This is a genomic window from Aliiglaciecola lipolytica E3, assembly GCF_000314975.1.
GTDB lineage: Bacteria > Pseudomonadota > Gammaproteobacteria > Enterobacterales > Alteromonadaceae > Aliiglaciecola > Aliiglaciecola lipolytica.
In genome coordinates this window covers 125,131-142,407 of the sequence record NZ_BAEN01000038.1, presented here as the reverse complement: position 1 = coordinate 142,407, position 17,277 = coordinate 125,131, and the positions used below count along the sequence as shown (strand labels likewise).

Sequence of the window (17,277 nt, the reverse complement as noted above, 5' to 3'; positions counted from 1 at the left end):
TAAGGATAGTTATGACACAACCTCAAGCCATGAGTCAGGAAGAAATGACACAATGGGTTCGTGCGCAGTTTCAACGCGCAAATAAGCATTTAGCCGAAAATGGCGTAATTTTTGACTCGGTAGTAACGGAAGAATGTCGCTATCTAGCACCATATGTTGCAGTTTGGAAAATAAAATCTTTAGATAATAAGTTTTATTGGGTTATTAGTGGAGATTTACCCTGTGATTACATGCCTTATGAAAGTGAAAATAGCGCTAGAGATGCATTAAGGCGATTCTCTTTTAAATGGCAATTAAAAGCCCAAGAGATAGAAGAAAGTAACAACTTAGATAACACGCAAAAGCAATTTGCTGAAATGTTAGTAACTCGAGCTGAAGGTCTATATGCATTGTACAATCAACAAGATTTATGGACCGAAATTAAAGGTGGTAAGGCCTGATGTCAGGCATTGAAATTCTTTACTAAAAAAAAACAGCACCTTAGGTGCTGTTTTAATGTGTTAACTCCACTCTTTGGAGTGAAAACTCAGACGTAGAACATGCGATTTTTTGTCTAGCAATACCAGCGTCCATATACACCGAACCAACTGGATTGAATCCTTGTTTTTGGTAGTAATCTACCCCTTCCAAATCACACTGCACGTATACTTGCTGCAATCCTAAACGTTCAGCATTGTCAATCAATGCTTTAAATAGTGTGTGGTAGACATCTGGTCCACGATACTTTGGAACAACTGCTATTCGGCCAATTTCACCTTTTGATGTTAATCTGCCTGTAGCGATTTCTTGTTTATTATCATCCAGCACGAGAATATGTATAGCATGCATATCTTGATGATCAAACTCACATTCTCTGGGAATGCGCCACTCGTAAACAAATACTTTTTCTCTTAACTTGCTAAGTACATTTTTCGCTTCATTCCAGTCAACGTTTTTTACCGTTAACGTCACTAAAGCTCTCCTAATCTATCAATCAATATCAGGGTACCAACCCCCTGTATTAACCAGTCTAGTCAAGATTTGATTAAATATTAACCCATTTTGGTAATTAATTTTCGTTTGGTTATTTAGTATCGCTGAATTGAGCATGTCGAGAAGTAAGTTTTGATCCTGAGGTTCGACTTCAATTCGATGTTGATTTATCCACGTAACTAATTGAAATTTATCTTTTAATCTTATTTTTTGTTGGATGATTCGAACATCTAAACTACGCTGGAAATCAACACCCTCGTCAAGTAATTCGGTAATTTGCTTGAGTGAATAATCTTCTGCTAAATCAGTATTATAAATGTCAAAATTTTTCGATTCAGTAAAGTAAAATGCGATAAAGTCGTCAAAATGAACTGAATTGATCATCTGACTAAACATGCTTTTCATTTTTTCTATTTCAGACTGTTTGATTTCAAAACGAGAATCACGTAGGTCTAATTCAGGATCTGAATATCTTTGATTAAATAGGTTTCGTGCTTGCGCAAAATCGACAAAACCATCCAGCATTTCCCGTTGTGTCGGAGCCCTGAAGCCGACGGAATAATTCATGCACGGTTTGAGAGCGACACCATTATGAGGAAAACCGGGGGGAATGTAGATTAAATCACCAGGTTCTAATATCTCATCCAAAATAGGATCGAATCCGCTAATTTGACGTAAGTTTTTTGCAGGCTGAATCGTATCATGATGTTTATTTTCACCTACTTGCCACCGCCTTGTCCCGCGTCCTTGAATGATAAATACATCGTATTGGTCAACATGAGGACCTACGCCACCATTGAGGTCAGAATAACTTACCATTAAGTCGTCAACGCGCCAGTTGGGTATGAAATCAAAGCTTTCTAAAAGCTGTTTCGCTTCTTCTAAGTAGGTGTCCACCGATTGCACGAGTAATGTCCATTGTCCTACACAGAGTTTAGAAAAGTCGTCAAATGGACCTTGGGTATTTGACCATTTACCGTTGAAGTTGGAGATGATTCTTGAGTCAACTTCAGCTTCTTGGGCCAGACCTGCTAAATCGTTTTCATCTAAAGGGTCAATAAAGTCAGGAAAAGCATTGCGTATCACAACGGGGCGCTTTTGCCAGTATTCGTTGAGGAAACGTTGTTTATTTTGAATGTTTAATTTATACATGAAAATTACTATTTTCCATTATTGACGTTCATACGGTATCTCGAACAAAATATGTGGTGAGTGTACCAAGCCCTTTAATATTTAGCTTGTTTCCAGACTCGAATTTAATCAGTTTTTGACAGTTGAGATAAGTATCCTGACACACAAGTATTTTATTTGCAGTGCCGTGGCTTTCCAATCGAGACGCCAGGTTAACGGCGTCACCCCAAACATCAAAAAGCATATTGTCTAATCCCACGCATCCGGCAGTGATAGGGCCGCTTGCAATACCAATCCTAATTTTCAGTTGAAGTTGTAATTTTTTGCTGATGGTGTTGAAACTTTTCAGCATCGAAATTGCAGCCAGACAACACTGAGCTGCTGGATTTACCTGCTGTTCATAAATGCCACAAACAGCCATATATTGATCACCATTGGTTTTGATTTTTTGCAATTGATTTTGCCGGCTTAATAAATCAAATTCACAGTAAAAATCGTTCAGTAGATGCATGACTTCGCGCGAGTCTGTATCACTGCAATGCTGAGTATATCCCTGAATATCTGCGAACAATACCGAGCAAAAATGCTGTTTTAAGGTAGACGAAGGGGTTGGATTGCTAAAGTTTGCCAACAAATTTTTTATTAAAGGCTTAGGAAGCGTTTTTTGTAATATGTGTGAAATGCGCGCTTTGTCGCGGCAAACTCTTTCCAATGACATTCGTGTATTTTCATGGATGAGCAAACTTGATGTAATGGCCGCTATAGATAGTAAAAATCCGGTTCCCATAGTTAACCAAAACTCTTCCATCGATTTTGCTTGCAGATGACGACTGGGTAATTGCCAAAATACTTCTATGCCACAAAAGCAGACTAGGTAGATAATTAAATTTGGAACGTATTGTCCTTTTTCCCACTCTCGATACAAAAAAGGACTCACAAATAATCCAATAATAAACAAAAAATGAAACTGTATATTAACACTCCAAATCAGACTGGAAATACCAATATAAGATACAAACCCGCACATAAGCAGGGATCTAGCCGTAATGAAGTGGTGACGATAGTTTGCCCGCAAAACTTGATAAAACAGGCCAATATGTACGATACATAAAATAAGCGCTGGAAAACCGCTAAAATGCCAAAATCGTAGAATGAATGGAATTTGTAGGACTAAAAAAACCAACACCATTAGTGCAATCGTATTGACTAATTTTATATGGCTAAGATTATCCAAATCCTTTTTGTTTTTTCCCAATAACGCTATTCTGCGAAATGTTGAGGTGAGCACAGGCATTCCTTGCCGTTGTCCAAATGATATTTATAAATTAGCACAAAGCAGGGAGTTTCGAATCCTGCAAAAGTATAGTTTTCACTGCTTTAGATGCCATCAATCTAGTTCAAAGGCGAAAGGTAACAAGGTTTTCATATCTACAGTAGTGATATTTTCTTGTGTGTCATACATTAATATTTGTGTATTTTGATTGGCAAACTCTTTTATCTTCTGTCTACAGCCACCACAAGGAGGGCATCGTTTTTCATTAGGACTGGCGATCAATATTTTTTCGATTTTTGTTCCACCATCTAAAATCATTGCCGCGATGGCTCCGGCCTCAGCACATTGGCCTAATGGATAAGCAGCATTTTCGATATTGCATCCAGCATACACCTTCCCGTTGTCGGCAAGAATGGCGGAGCCTACTTGAAAATTTGAGTATGGTGCATATGCGTTTTGTTGAGCTAGTTTGGCTGCCTGAATCAGTTTCTGAGTTGAATTATCCAACAAATATTTCCACTTTTTGAAATTGGCCGCACAGTTTGCGACAAAAAGTTGGTGTTTGACAAGCCCAATGTGTCATTCAATAGATTAATTGTAAGCGCAACTCATCACCCAAAAGCATCTGATTTTGATGGCTGTCCTTTGTCTATTTTGATGGCTGTCCTTAGTCTATTCTGCGGGGCTATGCTTTACTTTTAGCGTTAAATAAGCGACTCTTAGCGGGCTATTGTTAAGTGTATTCTCCTAAACTTTTATGCCTTATTAAGTTTAGTTTCCGTTTCCTTTTAAATAATTTTTCAAGTGTCATCACCGTTAATATGAAAAAACGCATTTTATTGTCATTGTTTCTTGTTTCATCAAGCTTAATTGGATGTAGCATAAATTCAGGTTCCGCCTTGCATTCTAAGGTCGAAAGCATCCTAATTCCTGAGCCACAACCACTAAATTTTCGCGCTCAGCTTGCTATTGCTCGCTATAATCAAATATTAAATCAATCCTCAATAAGCAACGAAGAAAGAGCTGAATTGCTATTCTTACGTGGCACTCAATACGACAGTGTCGGCTTAGCAGGTTTGGCGCAGTATGATTTTGGTAGAGCAAAGCAACTCAAGCCAGATATGGCCGAGGCCTACAACGCGATCGGCATCCATTTCACTCAGCAAATGGAATTTAATGAAGCGTATGAATCATTTGATTCGGCACTCGATATTAATCCAGAACTTGATTTTGCATTGTTAAATCGAGGGATAGCATTGTATTACGGTCAACGAAATGAGTTGGCGGTAAGTGATCTAGAGCGGTTTTACAAAAAAGACATGGAAAACCCATTTTCTGCTTTATGGCTGTTTTTGGCGCATAAAGAAATTGATTATAATGCGGCATTAGCTGAGTTAAGGGCGAATCGAAAGCAGCTTTCTGAGGACAATTGGGCAACCGCAATTGTAGACTTTTATTTGGGTAACGTAACGCGAAATAAGTTACTAAACGGATTTGTGATCGGTCCAAAAAACTCAGTTGAGTTAAATCAGCGCATGTGTGAAGTTTATTTTTACATGGGCAAATTTTACGAAAGTCGCGGTGAAAGAGGGTTGGCGTTAAACTATTTCAAAATGGTGTTAAGCACCAATATTTACGATTATGTTGAACATCGTTATGCCCGTATTGAAATTGATTTGTTGCGTAAAAAGGCGTCTGAAGACATGAAAAGTTGAGGCGAAAATGTAAAATATGATTTTACGCGCACTGTTACTGATTAGTTTTTTCTTTTTCTTAAGAGCTGACTCTGCGCTCTCTCCGCACTTTTTGTTTCAGTTAAGCGAGAGAATAGAGTTAGGCTATAGTCAACTGTATTTAGCTGCGCAGCAAAACCATACTGAAGCACGAGATCAGCTTTCATCCATTGCAATACAAAATAATAATCACTTCTGGATTTCAAAGAGCGCTGAAATAGGCGCTACGGCTTCACTTTTCTATTTGGCCAATAACAGCCCAAATACTGATTTGAAGAAACAATATTTAAGTCAAGCTGCTCGCAGTGGTCATGTGGAAAGTCAATTTCAATTGGCGGGTCTAAGTGAAAACTTAACCACCCAAACCAGACTGCTAGAAAACGCCGCCGCAGCGGGACATAAAGACGCTATTGTGGCCCTCTATTATCTGTTAAAACAATCAGACCAGCCAGATTCATCTAACCCCTGGTTTCATCGTGCTGCGGAGTCTGACGTAACCGTCATGCACATGTTTGCGGATTACCTATGGCAACAACAAAGTCCCAATAAAAGTATTCAATGGTTAAACGCCCAAGTAAACGGTGGTAATGCTGACGTCAAACAAGAAGCAATAAAGCTGTTAACTGCGATTGATAAGGCTAGTTGGCAACCTGTTTATGAAAATGAAACTGTTAGTTTACCGATTGTTGAACGACAATGTGCAATGAATATTCAGCCTATTGCCGGCACGTTAACTAGCATTTCAAAAATCCATCAATTAAAGCAAAGCTTTGAATCTGACCCACGTTTTTTAGATTTTCCAATTTGTCTAAATCGACCTATATGGCTTGAACCTAGCGAGTTGGCCTGTTCTGATTCGCAACAAACACGGCTTACTTGTTCGCTTAACGTATTGTCTAGGTTAGTTGAAAAAATTGATTTTACCCATGTACTTTTAGTTTCTGAGGCAGGCATAGCGAACGTTCACAATGGTATTATGTATTTGGATAAACAGGATGATTATCGAGTTTTTTTACATGAGCTTGCCCATTTTGCTGGATTTGTAGATGAATACGAAATAGACAAAACGAGTGCTAACAAGGTGTGTAAAAATACCCAAGTACCCAATTTAACGATTGCAGATTCTCCACCGCGCATGAATAAGACTGGTTTTGCGCGTTATCAAAAAGCGTTTTCTGAGTTAGAATTAACTCAAACATACACTTGCCAGCAAACACCGGTGACCGCCTACAAACCAGTAAGCCAAACCACGTTTATGGAACATCATGATATAGGTGTTATTCCTGACGTATATCTGCAAATTTGGTTAGATGTATTGGAAAACAAAGTGGGATTAGTGCCAATTTACGTTAATCTCGCGCACTGGTATGAATCAAAAGGGAACGAAAAGCAGGCTGGATATTGGTGGCGTAAATATCATCAGTATCGCTCTTAAAGACAATAGAAGTCGTTAAGATTTAACACTAATAATAATAACAAATGAGAAGCTTAGAATATGTCAAATGAATTTGCACAACTGTGCGCTGCCTACCAATATTTACCTGATCCTATAGGTTTGATTGGTAACGAAGGGCAATTGTTATTTGCAAACGATGCGTTTGCTAGACAAATAGAAGTTGAGGATTCAGCAGACACGAATGATTCGCTGGAAGAAATGTTTTTGTTGCGACAATTTGATTCTCAAAATTGGAAATCGATTTTGCAATCAGCACAGCAAGAACCCTGGACTGGTGATGTAGTAGTTGCGCATAAATTGAATAGCTTGGTGACCTGTAGTTTGCATTTAATTCCGATTAAAAATGATAATGGATTTATTTGTTTTATTGCCAAACTAAGTGTTAAATCGATTAACAGTATGCCAGATGAAAACCTAGCCCAGTTGGCATATCGCGATAGCCTAACTGGGCTTGCCAACCGATTTTTGTTCAGTCAATTATTTGATCACGAAATTAGTCAATCGCAACGCCAGAAAAAGCGCTTTGCTGTGTTATTTGTTGATTTAGATAAGTTTAAACAAGTCAATGATAATATGGGCCACGACGCTGGTGACGCCATGCTGTGTGCGATTGCAGAGCGGTTACAAAAATCGCTACGAAAAAGCGATTTAGTAGCACGCATGGGCGGCGATGAATTTGCTGTGATTATGAGTAATATAAAAGACTCCGAAACGGTCGCTAAAGTAACCGAAAAGCTAATCCGTGAGATTAAGAAGCCGGTGAAAAGCGGAGCCAATGTTATGGAGGTTGGTTGCAGTATTGGTATCAGTATTTATCCAGATAATGCGCAAACTGCAGAAGAATTACTACAACATGCTGATGCCGCAATGTATCGAGCTAAACATGATGAGCAATTGCATTATCAGTTTTTTAGTGATGCATTAAATCAAGAACTATTGGATCTTAGGGTTGTTGAACAAGAATTGCAGCTCGGATTATCGGAAAATCAGTTTGTACCTTATTTTCAACCAGTTATAGATCTGCACACTAACAAAATTGTTGGTGTTGAATGCTTAGCGCGCTGGCATCATCCAAAACGCGGGATTTTAACCGCGATGGATTTTATTGGCGTCGCTGAAAAGAAAGGTGTAATTAAAGAAATTTTTAATCAAGTTATTACCCAAGCTTTCGAATACGCGGTTGGTTGGACTGAGAGTTTTAAAGAACGCCTTCCCTTATCGATTAACATTTCGAGTAAGCAATTTTATCAGCAGAATACTTTTGATCTCATTGATCAATTGATTGAAAAATATCAGCTTTGTGCAGATGCGATTCGTATAGAAGTAACTGAAAGTACTCTGCAAGAGAGCGGTGCAGGTCTGATTGAGCGTTTAAAACGTATCAAAACATCCGGTTTTAGTATTACTTTAGATGATTTCGGAACGGGCTATTCGTCCCTCCGCTATTTACAGCAATTACCCGTAGATACGCTAAAAATAGATCGTTCGTTTGTGCGTAACTTAGATAACAACCCGCACGATAAAATCATTGTAAAAGCTATCATTCAACTTGCTGAAACCCTAGGCATAATGGTGGTTGCAGAAGGGGTAGAGAACAAATTGCAATCAGATTTCTTAGTACAAAATAATTGTCATATTATGCAGGGTTATCTGTTTAGTGAGGCTCTCAGCCATCAAGATTTTGAAACATTTTTGTTATCACAACAACAATATAATGAATCCACAGACGATTAAATATGTGCATTCTTCAAAGCTGACGAATCTGATTGCCAGATAATTAATCTGGCACCTTATCTCGCAACTCATTGACCCACATGGACGTGGCTCCGCATATTGCCACCGGCATTACTAAAAAATTTATAATTGGGATCATTGAAAAAACACTCACTAAAACACCAAATGAAAAACAGTGGGAGCGGCGTTGATTCAATGTTAGACGCATGGTTTTAAAATCGATTTTGTGATTATCAAATGGATAGTCGCAATATTGAATGGCCATCATCCAGGCGGAGAACAAAAACCACAATACTTGTCCAGCTATGGGTAACAGGAAAAACAGGATTAGAAATCCAATAGCACGGGGAATATAGTAACCTAGTTTGGCGAGCTCGCGACCCAATGTGCGTGGAATATCTTTAAAAACATCTAATAATCCTGTGTCTCCAAGGCCTTTTCCGGTCAGGTGCAGCTCTACTTTTTCAGCTAATAAACCGTTGAACGGCGCTGCAATCCAGTTTGCCAGAGTGCCGAACAATAAAGCAAAAACCAAGAGTACGGTGATTACAGCAAGAGGCCACAAAATGTAAGCTAAGCCTTGTTTAATCCAACTAAGCCATTCCCAGTCAGGAATGATATTAACGATATATAAAATCCCAGATTCAATTTGGCCTACTAAAAAGTACAAAGCTAATGAAAATAAGATTAAATTGACTGTCAATGGAATGAAAACAAATCGTTTAAGCCCTTTGGTTCTGATTAAAGAAAAGCCCTGAAGAAAATAACCTGTACCACTATTACTTTGCATTGTTTTACTAATTCCCGCCGAAAAAATACCTAAAATGAGGATTAAGTATAACTTTGTGCTGATTCAATACAAATCCTCAATTGTTACACTTGATGACATTTGATACATTCACTACAAACTATAATAAAGATTACCTATCCTTAAATGCGCTTGAAGAAAATTCGGTTGGCAGGATTCAAATCATTCGTTGATCCGACCAATATTCCGTTTCCCGATGATATGACAGCAATTGTTGGTCCCAATGGTTGCGGAAAATCTAATGTTATCGATGCAGTGCGTTGGGTACTGGGCGAAAGCTCGGCTAAAAATTTGCGTGGTGACGCAATGACAGACGTCATCTTTAACGGCTCTACGGCGCGTAAACCTGTATCCCAATGTAGTGTGGAACTGGTATTTGATAACTCTTCAGGGCGAATTCAAGGGGAGTTTGCAAATTACACGGAATTATCTGTTAAACGGGTAGTAACGCGCGACGCCCAATCAAATTACTATTTAAATGCAACAAAATGCAGACGCAGAGATGTTACCGACTTATTCCTTGGCACGGGCCTTGGCCCTAGAAACTACGCGATAATCGAACAAGGTATGATTTCGCGCTTAATCGAATCTAAACCACAAGAACTCAGAGTGTTTATCGAAGAAGCAGCCGGCATTTCTAAATACAAAGAAAGACGCAGAGAGACAGAGAATAGAATTCGTCACACTAAGGAAAATTTAGAACGGTTAGATGATGTGCGTTCTGAGTTAGGGCAACAACTTGATAAGTTACAAAGACAAGCCACAGCAGCCATTAAATACAAAGATTTAAAAGCTAAAGAACGAACTTTAAAAGGCGAGTTGGCTGCTTTGCGATGGCTGAAACATAGTGAGAATATTGCCAATTTGGAAAATCAGATTGAACATCAACAAAATGAAGTTGAGGCGTTTATTGCAAAGCAACGCGGAGACGAGCGGGGCATCACAACGTATCGTGAGCAGCAGCAAAACTTAAAACAGCAACTAACGGATTTGCAAAACGAAAACTTTAAATTAGGCACGGAAATCACCAAATTAGAGCAAAATCGGCTACATGCCAAACAACGCTCTGCACAAATTGAAAGTGAACTGCAAGAAACGCAGCGTGCCATCGGTGAATCAGAGGGCTTCGCGAGTGAAGAGGCGGCAAAAATTGCGAGTCTGGAGTTAAATTTAGCTGAATCTGAGCCCGAACATGAAACCTTGCAAGCGCAATTAGAAGTGGCACAAGATGTTTTACTGCAAAACCAAGAAAAGCTGCGATTGCTCGATAGTGAATTTCGAGATCACGAAAGAGTCTATCAAAACTGTAAACAACAAGTGCAAAGCTGCCACAGTCAAATTCAATCGACGATGAATATGCAAATGCGTACTCAACAGCGGATTAGCGAATTACAACAAGAACAAAATGAACTAGAACATGATGTTTTGGCGCAACAAATTGAAAGTTTACAGCATCAAGTTGCGCAAGCGAAGGGGCGTTTTCAACATACCAAACAGCGCCTTCACGACAGTAAACAAAACTTGGTTCTTCAGCGTGAAAAAGAAACCTCTCAACAACAATCACTTTTTGAAGTAAAAGGTGAGATTCAACAGCTAGATGCACAAATTTCTGCTCTTGAAAGCCTGCAAAAAATGTCACAAAGCGACCATTCATTAGTCGATACTTTACATCTACATGATGCACAATTTCAGCCTTTGTGGCAGGTACTCGAAGTTGAAACTGGCTGGGAAAAAGCAGTGGAAGCAGTAACCGCAGATTGGCAACAGGCGAATTGGTTGCAGGAATCGGATAAGCTAGCACACTATATACAATGTGATAGCGGTAAACTAATACTTGGCGATCGTCTAAGTAGCCTGAAACCAGAGGGCAGTTTAGCGCAGAAAATAAAAAATACTGAAATTCCAGATTGGTTTACGCACATTCTAGCCGTAGATACAGTTGAACAAGCTCTTGAATTACAAGCAAGTTTAAGCAGTGGTCAATCGATTGTGACTAAAAATGGACAACGATTTGGCCTAGATTGGCTTGATTTAGGAGATACCGAAAAACAACAAGGCATGATTGAACGAGCGGCAAAATTAGTTGAATTGCATGATACTAGGCAACGGGTGTATTCAGACCGACAAATTCCGCTTGAAGAAACAGTTTTAGGGACAGCAAATCAGGTAAAAGCGCTGGAAATTAAAATTGAAGAAGCGCAAACAGATTTCCAACAATCCGAACAAGCTTTAACGCAACAACAAAATCAGTTGAACTTGTTAGAGATGCAACATCAGCAAACGTTAGTCAGGCAAACTAAAATAAGCGAAGAACTGAGCCGTCAAATGCAACTTTTAGAAGATGAAGAATTGCAATCTGAACAATTGGCTGAGCAGGTTCAGGAATTGGAAACTCAATTAGAAGACATGTCTGTGCAACAACAAAGCTTCGAACAACAAAAGTCACAGCTTGTTGATCAAGAACAATTGTCACGCAATCAAGTAGAAACAGTAACCGCTCAATCTCACCAATTAGCTCTGGTTTTACAACAAGTAAAAAGCCAGTATCAAGGAGCGCTAGATTCTAATCGCTGAACAAAGCAGATGCTGGAAACTATGCGTAATCGACAAGACCAATTGAGTCAAGAACTAGCAGAGCTTTCTAAACCATTTGATGAGCAAGAAAATACCTTGGCAATGTTGTTAGAACAGCGAGTTGAGGTCGAATTACAACAATCTCAGCTAAATGATCAACTCGCCGAAGTTGAAAGCTTATTGTCCAGTGCGGAAAAAGGTCAGCAAGGGATTGTCGAAAAAATTCAACAGATGCGCAGTGCGCTTGAAAGTAAAAAGCTCGAATGCGAAGGTTTCCGAGTACGAGCCAATAGTACGCTTGAACAGTTGGATGAATTAAATCAAACATTGAAAACAATATTAGAAACATTGCCAGAAGACGCAGAAGAAAATCAATGGCAACAACAATTGGAAAATACCACTGCATCGGTAAGTCGACTCGGTGCGGTGAATCTTGCTGCGGTTGAGGAATTTGAAATTCAATCTCAACGTAAAAAACATTTAGATGATCAAAATGAAGATTTGGTTGCTGCGCTAGAGACCCTTGAAGGTGCGATTCGTAAAATTGATAAAGAAACCAAAGCAAGGTTCAAAGATACATATGACAAAGTTAATCAGGGCTTAAAAGAACTGTTTCCCAAAGTGTTCGGTGGTGGCTCAGCTTATTTGGAACTTACTGGTGAAGATTTACTCGAAACAGGAGTCACAATTATGGCAAGACCACCTGGCAAGAAAAATAGTACAATTCACCTTCTTTCTGGTGGAGAAAAAGCGCTAACCGCTTTATCATTGGTATTTGCGATTTTCAGACTAAATCCTGCACCATTTTGTTTATTAGATGAGGTGGATGCGCCTTTGGACGATGCCAATGTGGGGCGCTTTTGTAAGTTGGTGTCTGAAATGTCAAAAAGTGTGCAATTTATATATATCACCCATAATAAAATTGCGATGGAAATGGCTAAACATTTAACGGGTGTGACTATGGCTGAACCGGGCGTTTCGCGCATGGTAGCCGTAGATGTTGAAGAAGCTGTTGCGATTGCTCAAGCATAAAAATAGGGTAGTTAAGCTCATATGGAAGAATTACGACTAGCATTTTTAGTCATAGGCGCTATCGCCATTATCGGTATTTTAATACATGGCATGTGGAGTGTGCGTAAAAATGCACAAGACAAAGGTCATGCAAGCCTTGAAACTCAAGATTGGGAAGAAGATTATGATGACGACGAAATAGAAGATGTCGATCTAGAATCTGATTCAGACGTTATCGAGTTTAATCCGAAACGCGATAAAATTGAGCCTAATTTGAGCGATGATAATTTTGACGAGTTAGGCATTGGCGCTGTTCGTGTGGTTAGCACTGCAGCAAAAGAACCATCTTCCACAGACACGCCATCTGCAGAACAAGCAAAAAATGAAGAGCCTCAAGACGTAGCGGAAACCGATATGTCGAAAACGGCAGATGAAGTCATTAAGCAAGATTCTCCGGCCTCTAAGCCTAAAATTTATTCTTCTGTGGTAACACAACCTAAACCTGAATATGCAGCGCAGCAAGTGCAAGCAATGCGTAGTCGGATGAGTGCCATTGAAAGTAGTGATACAGCCGATATACCAGAACCACCCCCATTTTTACTTAAAACATCGGAGCTTGAAGCGGGCGAAAAACCACCCAAAGCGGATTCAACCACTGATTTCTCTGCACCGGTGAAAGAGCCGTCATCTTCTGATAAAGATGATAAGCCAGTTGTGAAGACTGCGAACAATTCTGAGCAATCTAGTGAAAAAGAATCAGAAGTGGCAAGTACCGCAAATTCTGAAGGCGTCAGTAAAATGAGTCTTGCGGATCAAGCGCGCAACTTTGTAAAACGCAGCAAATCTGAGCCAAAAACACGTAAACGTAGAGAGCCGCAAATTCGTGAAGATCAAATGAAAATCGATTTTGATGAGCCTGAAGCAGAAGCGCAAACAACGGTTAAACCGGCAACAAATAGTGATCATGTCGAAGAAAATGTCCAACAGCAAGAACAACAAGTGTTGGTAATCAATGTGAAAGCGAATGATGACAATCCCATTCAAGGTGCGGCGCTTTTGCCCATGTTATTGACCCTCGGATTTAAGTTTGGTGATCAGGATATTTTCCACCGCCATGTTAACAGTAACGGTAAAGGGCCAGTATTATTCAGTTTAGCGAATATGTTCAAACCCGGCGTGTTCGATATCGATAACCTTGAAAACTTTAATACCTTGGGTGTGTCATTATTTATGATGTTGCCCATTGAAGGTGATCCCCATCAAGTTTTTAATATGATGCACAATGCGGCGCGCAAAATTGCTGATGAGTTTTCTGCTCAGGTTTTAGATGGCAGACGTAGCGCCTTAACGAAGCAAAGCTTGCAACAATACGTAGAAAAGATTCGAGAATTTGAACGTAAACGTATGATCGCACGCTAGTACACTACTTTTTAGGGATTGCTTATGCGCGGTCCCTTAAATTTGTTCCCTATCTACTATCTTTTCGCAGGTATAGACATGACTCAATCTGCCCCTCTTTTGCAGCAATTAAATGATATTCGCACACAGATCAACGAATATAATTATCAATACTATGTATTAGACGATCCGTCGGTGCCGGATGCAGAATACGATCGCTTAATGCAAGAATTGATTAAGTTAGAAAAACAGCACCCTGAATTAATGACGCCAGATTCCCCTAGTCAAAAAGTCGGGGGCGCGCCGCTGTCTGCCTTTACTCAAGTTGAGCATGAAGTGCCAATGTTGTCATTAGACAATGCTTTTAATGATGAAGAATTAACCGCGTTTAATAAACGTATCGTCGATAGACTAAAACAAGATATAACATTGGAATATAGCTGCGAGCCTAAATTAGACGGTTTGGCGGTCAGTATTTTATATGAAAACGGGGTATTGGTAAGAGCAGCCACCCGGGGAGATGGAAAAGTTGGCGAGAACATTACGACTAATGTTAAAACCATTAAAAACGTGCCGCTAACCTTACGTGGGAATCAATACCCAGCGCGTTTGGAGGTAAGAGGCGAAGTCTTTATGCCTAAACTTGGTTTTGAAAAGCTAAACCAAACCCAGCGAGAAGCAGATAAAAAAGTGTTCGCCAACCCTCGCAATGCTGCAGCTGGTAGTTTACGCCAATTAGATCCAAAAATAACCGCTAGTCGCCCTTTGTTGTTTTACGCGTATTCAGTAGGTTTAGTTGAAGGAGAAGTTGAGAACTTAGCAAACAAACACAGTCAACGCTTGGCTCAATTGGTGAGTTGGGGATTGCCTGTGTGCAATGAAATTGATGTGGCGGTGGGGGATGAGGAATGTCATGCCTATTTTGCCAAAATAGGCCAAATGCGTGATGCCTTAAGCTATGAAATTGATGGTGTTGTATTCAAAGTCAATGATATCGATTTACAACAGCAATTAGGATTTGTTTCCCGAGCACCACGTTGGGCGATTGCGCAAAAATTCCCAGCACAAGAGCAAATGACCAAGCTCTTAGACGTCGAATTTCAGGTCGGCCGTACCGGTGCCATAACACCAGTGGCTCGCTTAGAACCGGTATTTGTAGGTGGTGTTACTGTTTCCAACGCCACCTTGCATAATCAAGATGAAATTCAACGCTTGGGGGTAAAGAAAGGCGATACGGTCATTATTCGACGTGCCGGGGATGTTATTCCCCAAGTTGTCTCAGTGGTGTCTAAAATGCGCCCTGATGACGCCAGTGAAATAACCTTTCCTAGCAATTGTCCAATCTGTGACTCAGCAATTGAAAAAATTGAAGGTGAGGCGGTCGCGAGGTGCAGTGGTGGATTATTTTGCGCCGCACAACGCAAAGAGGCGATGAAGCACTTTGCTTCTCGAAAGGCGCTGGATATAGATGGTTTAGGTGATAAATTAATTGAACAATTGGTTGATATTGGTTTAGTGAAAAGTCCTGCTGATTTCTTCAAGTTAGATATATCGCAGCTTTCGAATATGGAGCGTATGGGAGATAAATCAGTTGCTAATTTGATCAACGCATTATTAGATGCAAAACAGACCACCTTTCCTAAATTTCTATATGCTCTGGGAATTCGTGAGGTCGGTGAAGCGACGGCTGCAAATTTAGCCAACCATTTTTGTAACTTAGAAGCTTTAAAAGCCGCTGATCAAGAATCTTTACAAGCGGTTAGCGATGTTGGTGTGATTGTAGCGGCGCATGTTTATCACTTTTTGCGAGAGCAGCATAACATTGAGGTAATTGATGAGTTGCTAAATGTCGGATTAACTTGGCCTGAAATAATACAAAAGTCCGCCGATGAACTACCTTTAAAAGATAAGACCTTTGTATTAACGGGTACCCTAGAAAGTATGGGACGCAATGATGCAAAAGCACAATTACAAGCATTAGGTGCGAAAGTGTCTGGCAGCGTATCTGCGAAAACAGATTATTTAGTCGCAGGTGAAAAAGCGGGTTCCAAGCTCACTAAAGCGCAGGATTTAGGTGTTGCGGTGTTAACCGAACAAGAACTAATCGCGTTGCTCGCACGACACTAGATATCACTGAAGTATTTAATCCGATTAACTTTTTATTGGGATGGCAACTGTTATGTCTTCAGAAAATAAAACACAACCTACAGAAGCTGATGTCATAGAATTTATTAACCAAGTTGAAAATGCTCAAAGGCGTGAAGATGCGCTAGTGCTATTGGATATGTTTAAAGACATCACAGGTGAGCAACCTGTGCTTTGGGGGAGCAGTATTATTGGTTTTGGCACATATACATATGCATTAGCTAGTGGCAAAAAACAAGCGTTTATGCGCAGCGGGTTTTCACCGCGAAAACAAAACTTAAGTGTTTATGTGGGAGCAGGGATGGCAGAAAAACCAGAGCTGATGGAGAATTTAGGGAAACATAAAACCAGTAAAGCATGTTTATATATTAACAAATTAGCAGATGTGGACTTAGCCGTTTTAGCCAGTATCATCAAGTCAGATATAGCGGTTATGAATCTTCGATATCCAGAGTAAATACCGTATTTAACAAAAAAAACAGTGTTATTGCATTTTTTTACGTCTTAGTTTGCGGTTTTTCCATGCTTTGCTTACTGAATAACGCCAAATAGCGTCTAGCCCTAAATATCCCGCTAACCCACATACAACCGAACATATCCCGCAGCCAAGTAAAAATGCCGGACCAATCGTTTCCATACTTTGTACCACCCATTGCCAGCTTAATTGAAACTTAAAATGGCGTTCAGGTGCACCTAAAACCGTGGTACCTATCAAATAGGCAAGATAAAACATCGGAGGCATAGTAAAAGGGTTGGTCACCCAAACGGTCGCCATAGACAAGGGCAGATTGACGCGCATTGGAATAGCGGATGCGGCGGCTAACCACATTTGAAAGGGAACTGGCCACCACGCAAAAAATAACCCAATCCCAAATGCACCAGAAGCAGATTTTCGGTTCAAATGCCATAAATTGGGGTCATGTAGTACAGTTCCGAACATTTTTAACGCTTTATGGTTTTTGATCGTTTGATGATCTGGTAAAAAGCGTTTAATAATCTTTTTAGGCATAGTCTACCGAATTTTACACCACAGTTAAGGCAA

General features: G+C 39.9%; 13 protein-coding genes and 1 pseudogene. 8 read left to right on the top strand and 6 right to left on the bottom strand.

What is annotated here, in order from left to right; translation table 11 throughout:
• The first annotated feature begins 11 nt into the window (after window positions 1–11).
• The gene (locus GLIP_RS09860; RefSeq protein WP_008844470.1) at window positions 12–440 is read left to right on the top strand and encodes a DUF4826 family protein; all 429 of its coding nucleotides are present in this window, start codon (window positions 12–14) and stop codon (window positions 438–440) included.
• A gap of 52 nt (window positions 441–492) precedes the next feature.
• Here GLIP_RS09860 and GLIP_RS09855 read toward each other — a convergent pair whose 3' ends face one another.
• The 4 genes from GLIP_RS09855 to cdd all read right to left on the bottom strand — a co-directional run bounded on the left by GLIP_RS09855 (window position 493) and on the right by cdd (window position 3,952).
• Window positions 493–951, bottom strand: coding sequence for a GNAT family N-acetyltransferase (locus GLIP_RS09855; protein WP_008844469.1), 459 nt, complete (start codon window positions 949–951; stop codon window positions 493–495).
• A gap of 18 nt (window positions 952–969) precedes the next feature.
• On the bottom strand, window positions 970–2,124 hold the full coding sequence (locus GLIP_RS09850; RefSeq protein WP_008844468.1) for a cupin domain-containing protein: 1,155 nt from the start codon (window positions 2,122–2,124) through the stop codon (window positions 970–972).
• 28 nt (window positions 2,125–2,152) lie between these two features.
• Entirely contained in the window at window positions 2,153–3,391 is a 1,239-nt protein-coding gene (locus GLIP_RS09845; protein ID WP_008844467.1) for an adenylate/guanylate cyclase domain-containing protein, read from the bottom strand.
• A gap of 99 nt (window positions 3,392–3,490) precedes the next feature.
• Window positions 3,491–3,952: a cytidine deaminase gene (cdd, locus tag GLIP_RS09840; RefSeq protein WP_407638175.1), complete on the bottom strand. Its 462-nt coding sequence runs from the start codon at window positions 3,950–3,952 to the stop codon at window positions 3,491–3,493.
• 245 nt (window positions 3,953–4,197) lie between these two features.
• On the opposite strand from cdd, the gene nlpI reads away from it, so the two are divergent.
• From nlpI to GLIP_RS09825, 3 genes are read left to right on the top strand one after another with little or no spacing between them, the layout of a single operon-like run.
• Window positions 4,198–5,091, top strand: a complete 894-nt coding sequence (gene nlpI / locus GLIP_RS09835; RefSeq protein ID WP_008844465.1) for a lipoprotein NlpI — start codon at window positions 4,198–4,200, stop codon at window positions 5,089–5,091.
• Between the two features lie 16 nt (window positions 5,092–5,107).
• Complete coding sequence (locus GLIP_RS21430; protein ID WP_008844464.1) at window positions 5,108–6,544, top strand: SEL1-like repeat protein; 1,437 nt, start codon at window positions 5,108–5,110, stop codon at window positions 6,542–6,544.
• Between the two features lie 60 nt (window positions 6,545–6,604).
• Window positions 6,605–8,299 (top strand): sensor domain-containing protein, encoded by a 1,695-nt coding sequence (locus GLIP_RS09825; RefSeq protein ID WP_008844463.1) that lies wholly within the window; start codon window positions 6,605–6,607, stop codon window positions 8,297–8,299.
• A 43-nt stretch (window positions 8,300–8,342) separates the two neighbouring features.
• On the opposite strand, the gene cysZ is transcribed toward GLIP_RS09825, so the two are convergent.
• Window positions 8,343–9,089 (bottom strand): sulfate transporter CysZ, encoded by a 747-nt coding sequence (gene cysZ, locus GLIP_RS09820; protein WP_008844462.1) that lies wholly within the window; start codon window positions 9,087–9,089, stop codon window positions 8,343–8,345.
• A gap of 144 nt (window positions 9,090–9,233) precedes the next feature.
• Here cysZ and smc point away from each other — a divergent pair.
• From smc to GLIP_RS09800, 4 genes and pseudogenes are all read left to right on the top strand, one after another.
• Window positions 9,234–12,713, top strand: a pseudogene (gene smc / locus GLIP_RS09815) (chromosome segregation protein SMC).
• A gap of 21 nt (window positions 12,714–12,734) precedes the next feature.
• On the top strand, window positions 12,735–14,111 hold the full coding sequence (gene zipA / locus GLIP_RS09810) for a cell division protein ZipA (RefSeq protein WP_008844461.1): 1,377 nt from the start codon (window positions 12,735–12,737) through the stop codon (window positions 14,109–14,111).
• Between the two features lie 78 nt (window positions 14,112–14,189).
• On the top strand, window positions 14,190–16,217 hold the full coding sequence (gene ligA / locus GLIP_RS09805; protein WP_008844460.1) for an NAD-dependent DNA ligase LigA: 2,028 nt from the start codon (window positions 14,190–14,192) through the stop codon (window positions 16,215–16,217).
• A 52-nt stretch (window positions 16,218–16,269) separates the two neighbouring features.
• On the top strand, window positions 16,270–16,692 hold the full coding sequence (locus tag GLIP_RS09800; protein WP_008844459.1) for a DUF1801 domain-containing protein: 423 nt from the start codon (window positions 16,270–16,272) through the stop codon (window positions 16,690–16,692).
• Window positions 16,693–16,719: 27 nt separating this feature from the next.
• On the opposite strand, the gene GLIP_RS09795 is transcribed toward GLIP_RS09800, so the two are convergent.
• The gene (locus tag GLIP_RS09795; RefSeq protein ID WP_008844458.1) at window positions 16,720–17,244 is read right to left on the bottom strand and encodes a DUF2062 domain-containing protein; all 525 of its coding nucleotides are present in this window, start codon (window positions 17,242–17,244) and stop codon (window positions 16,720–16,722) included.
• Window positions 17,245–17,277 lie beyond the last annotated feature (33 nt).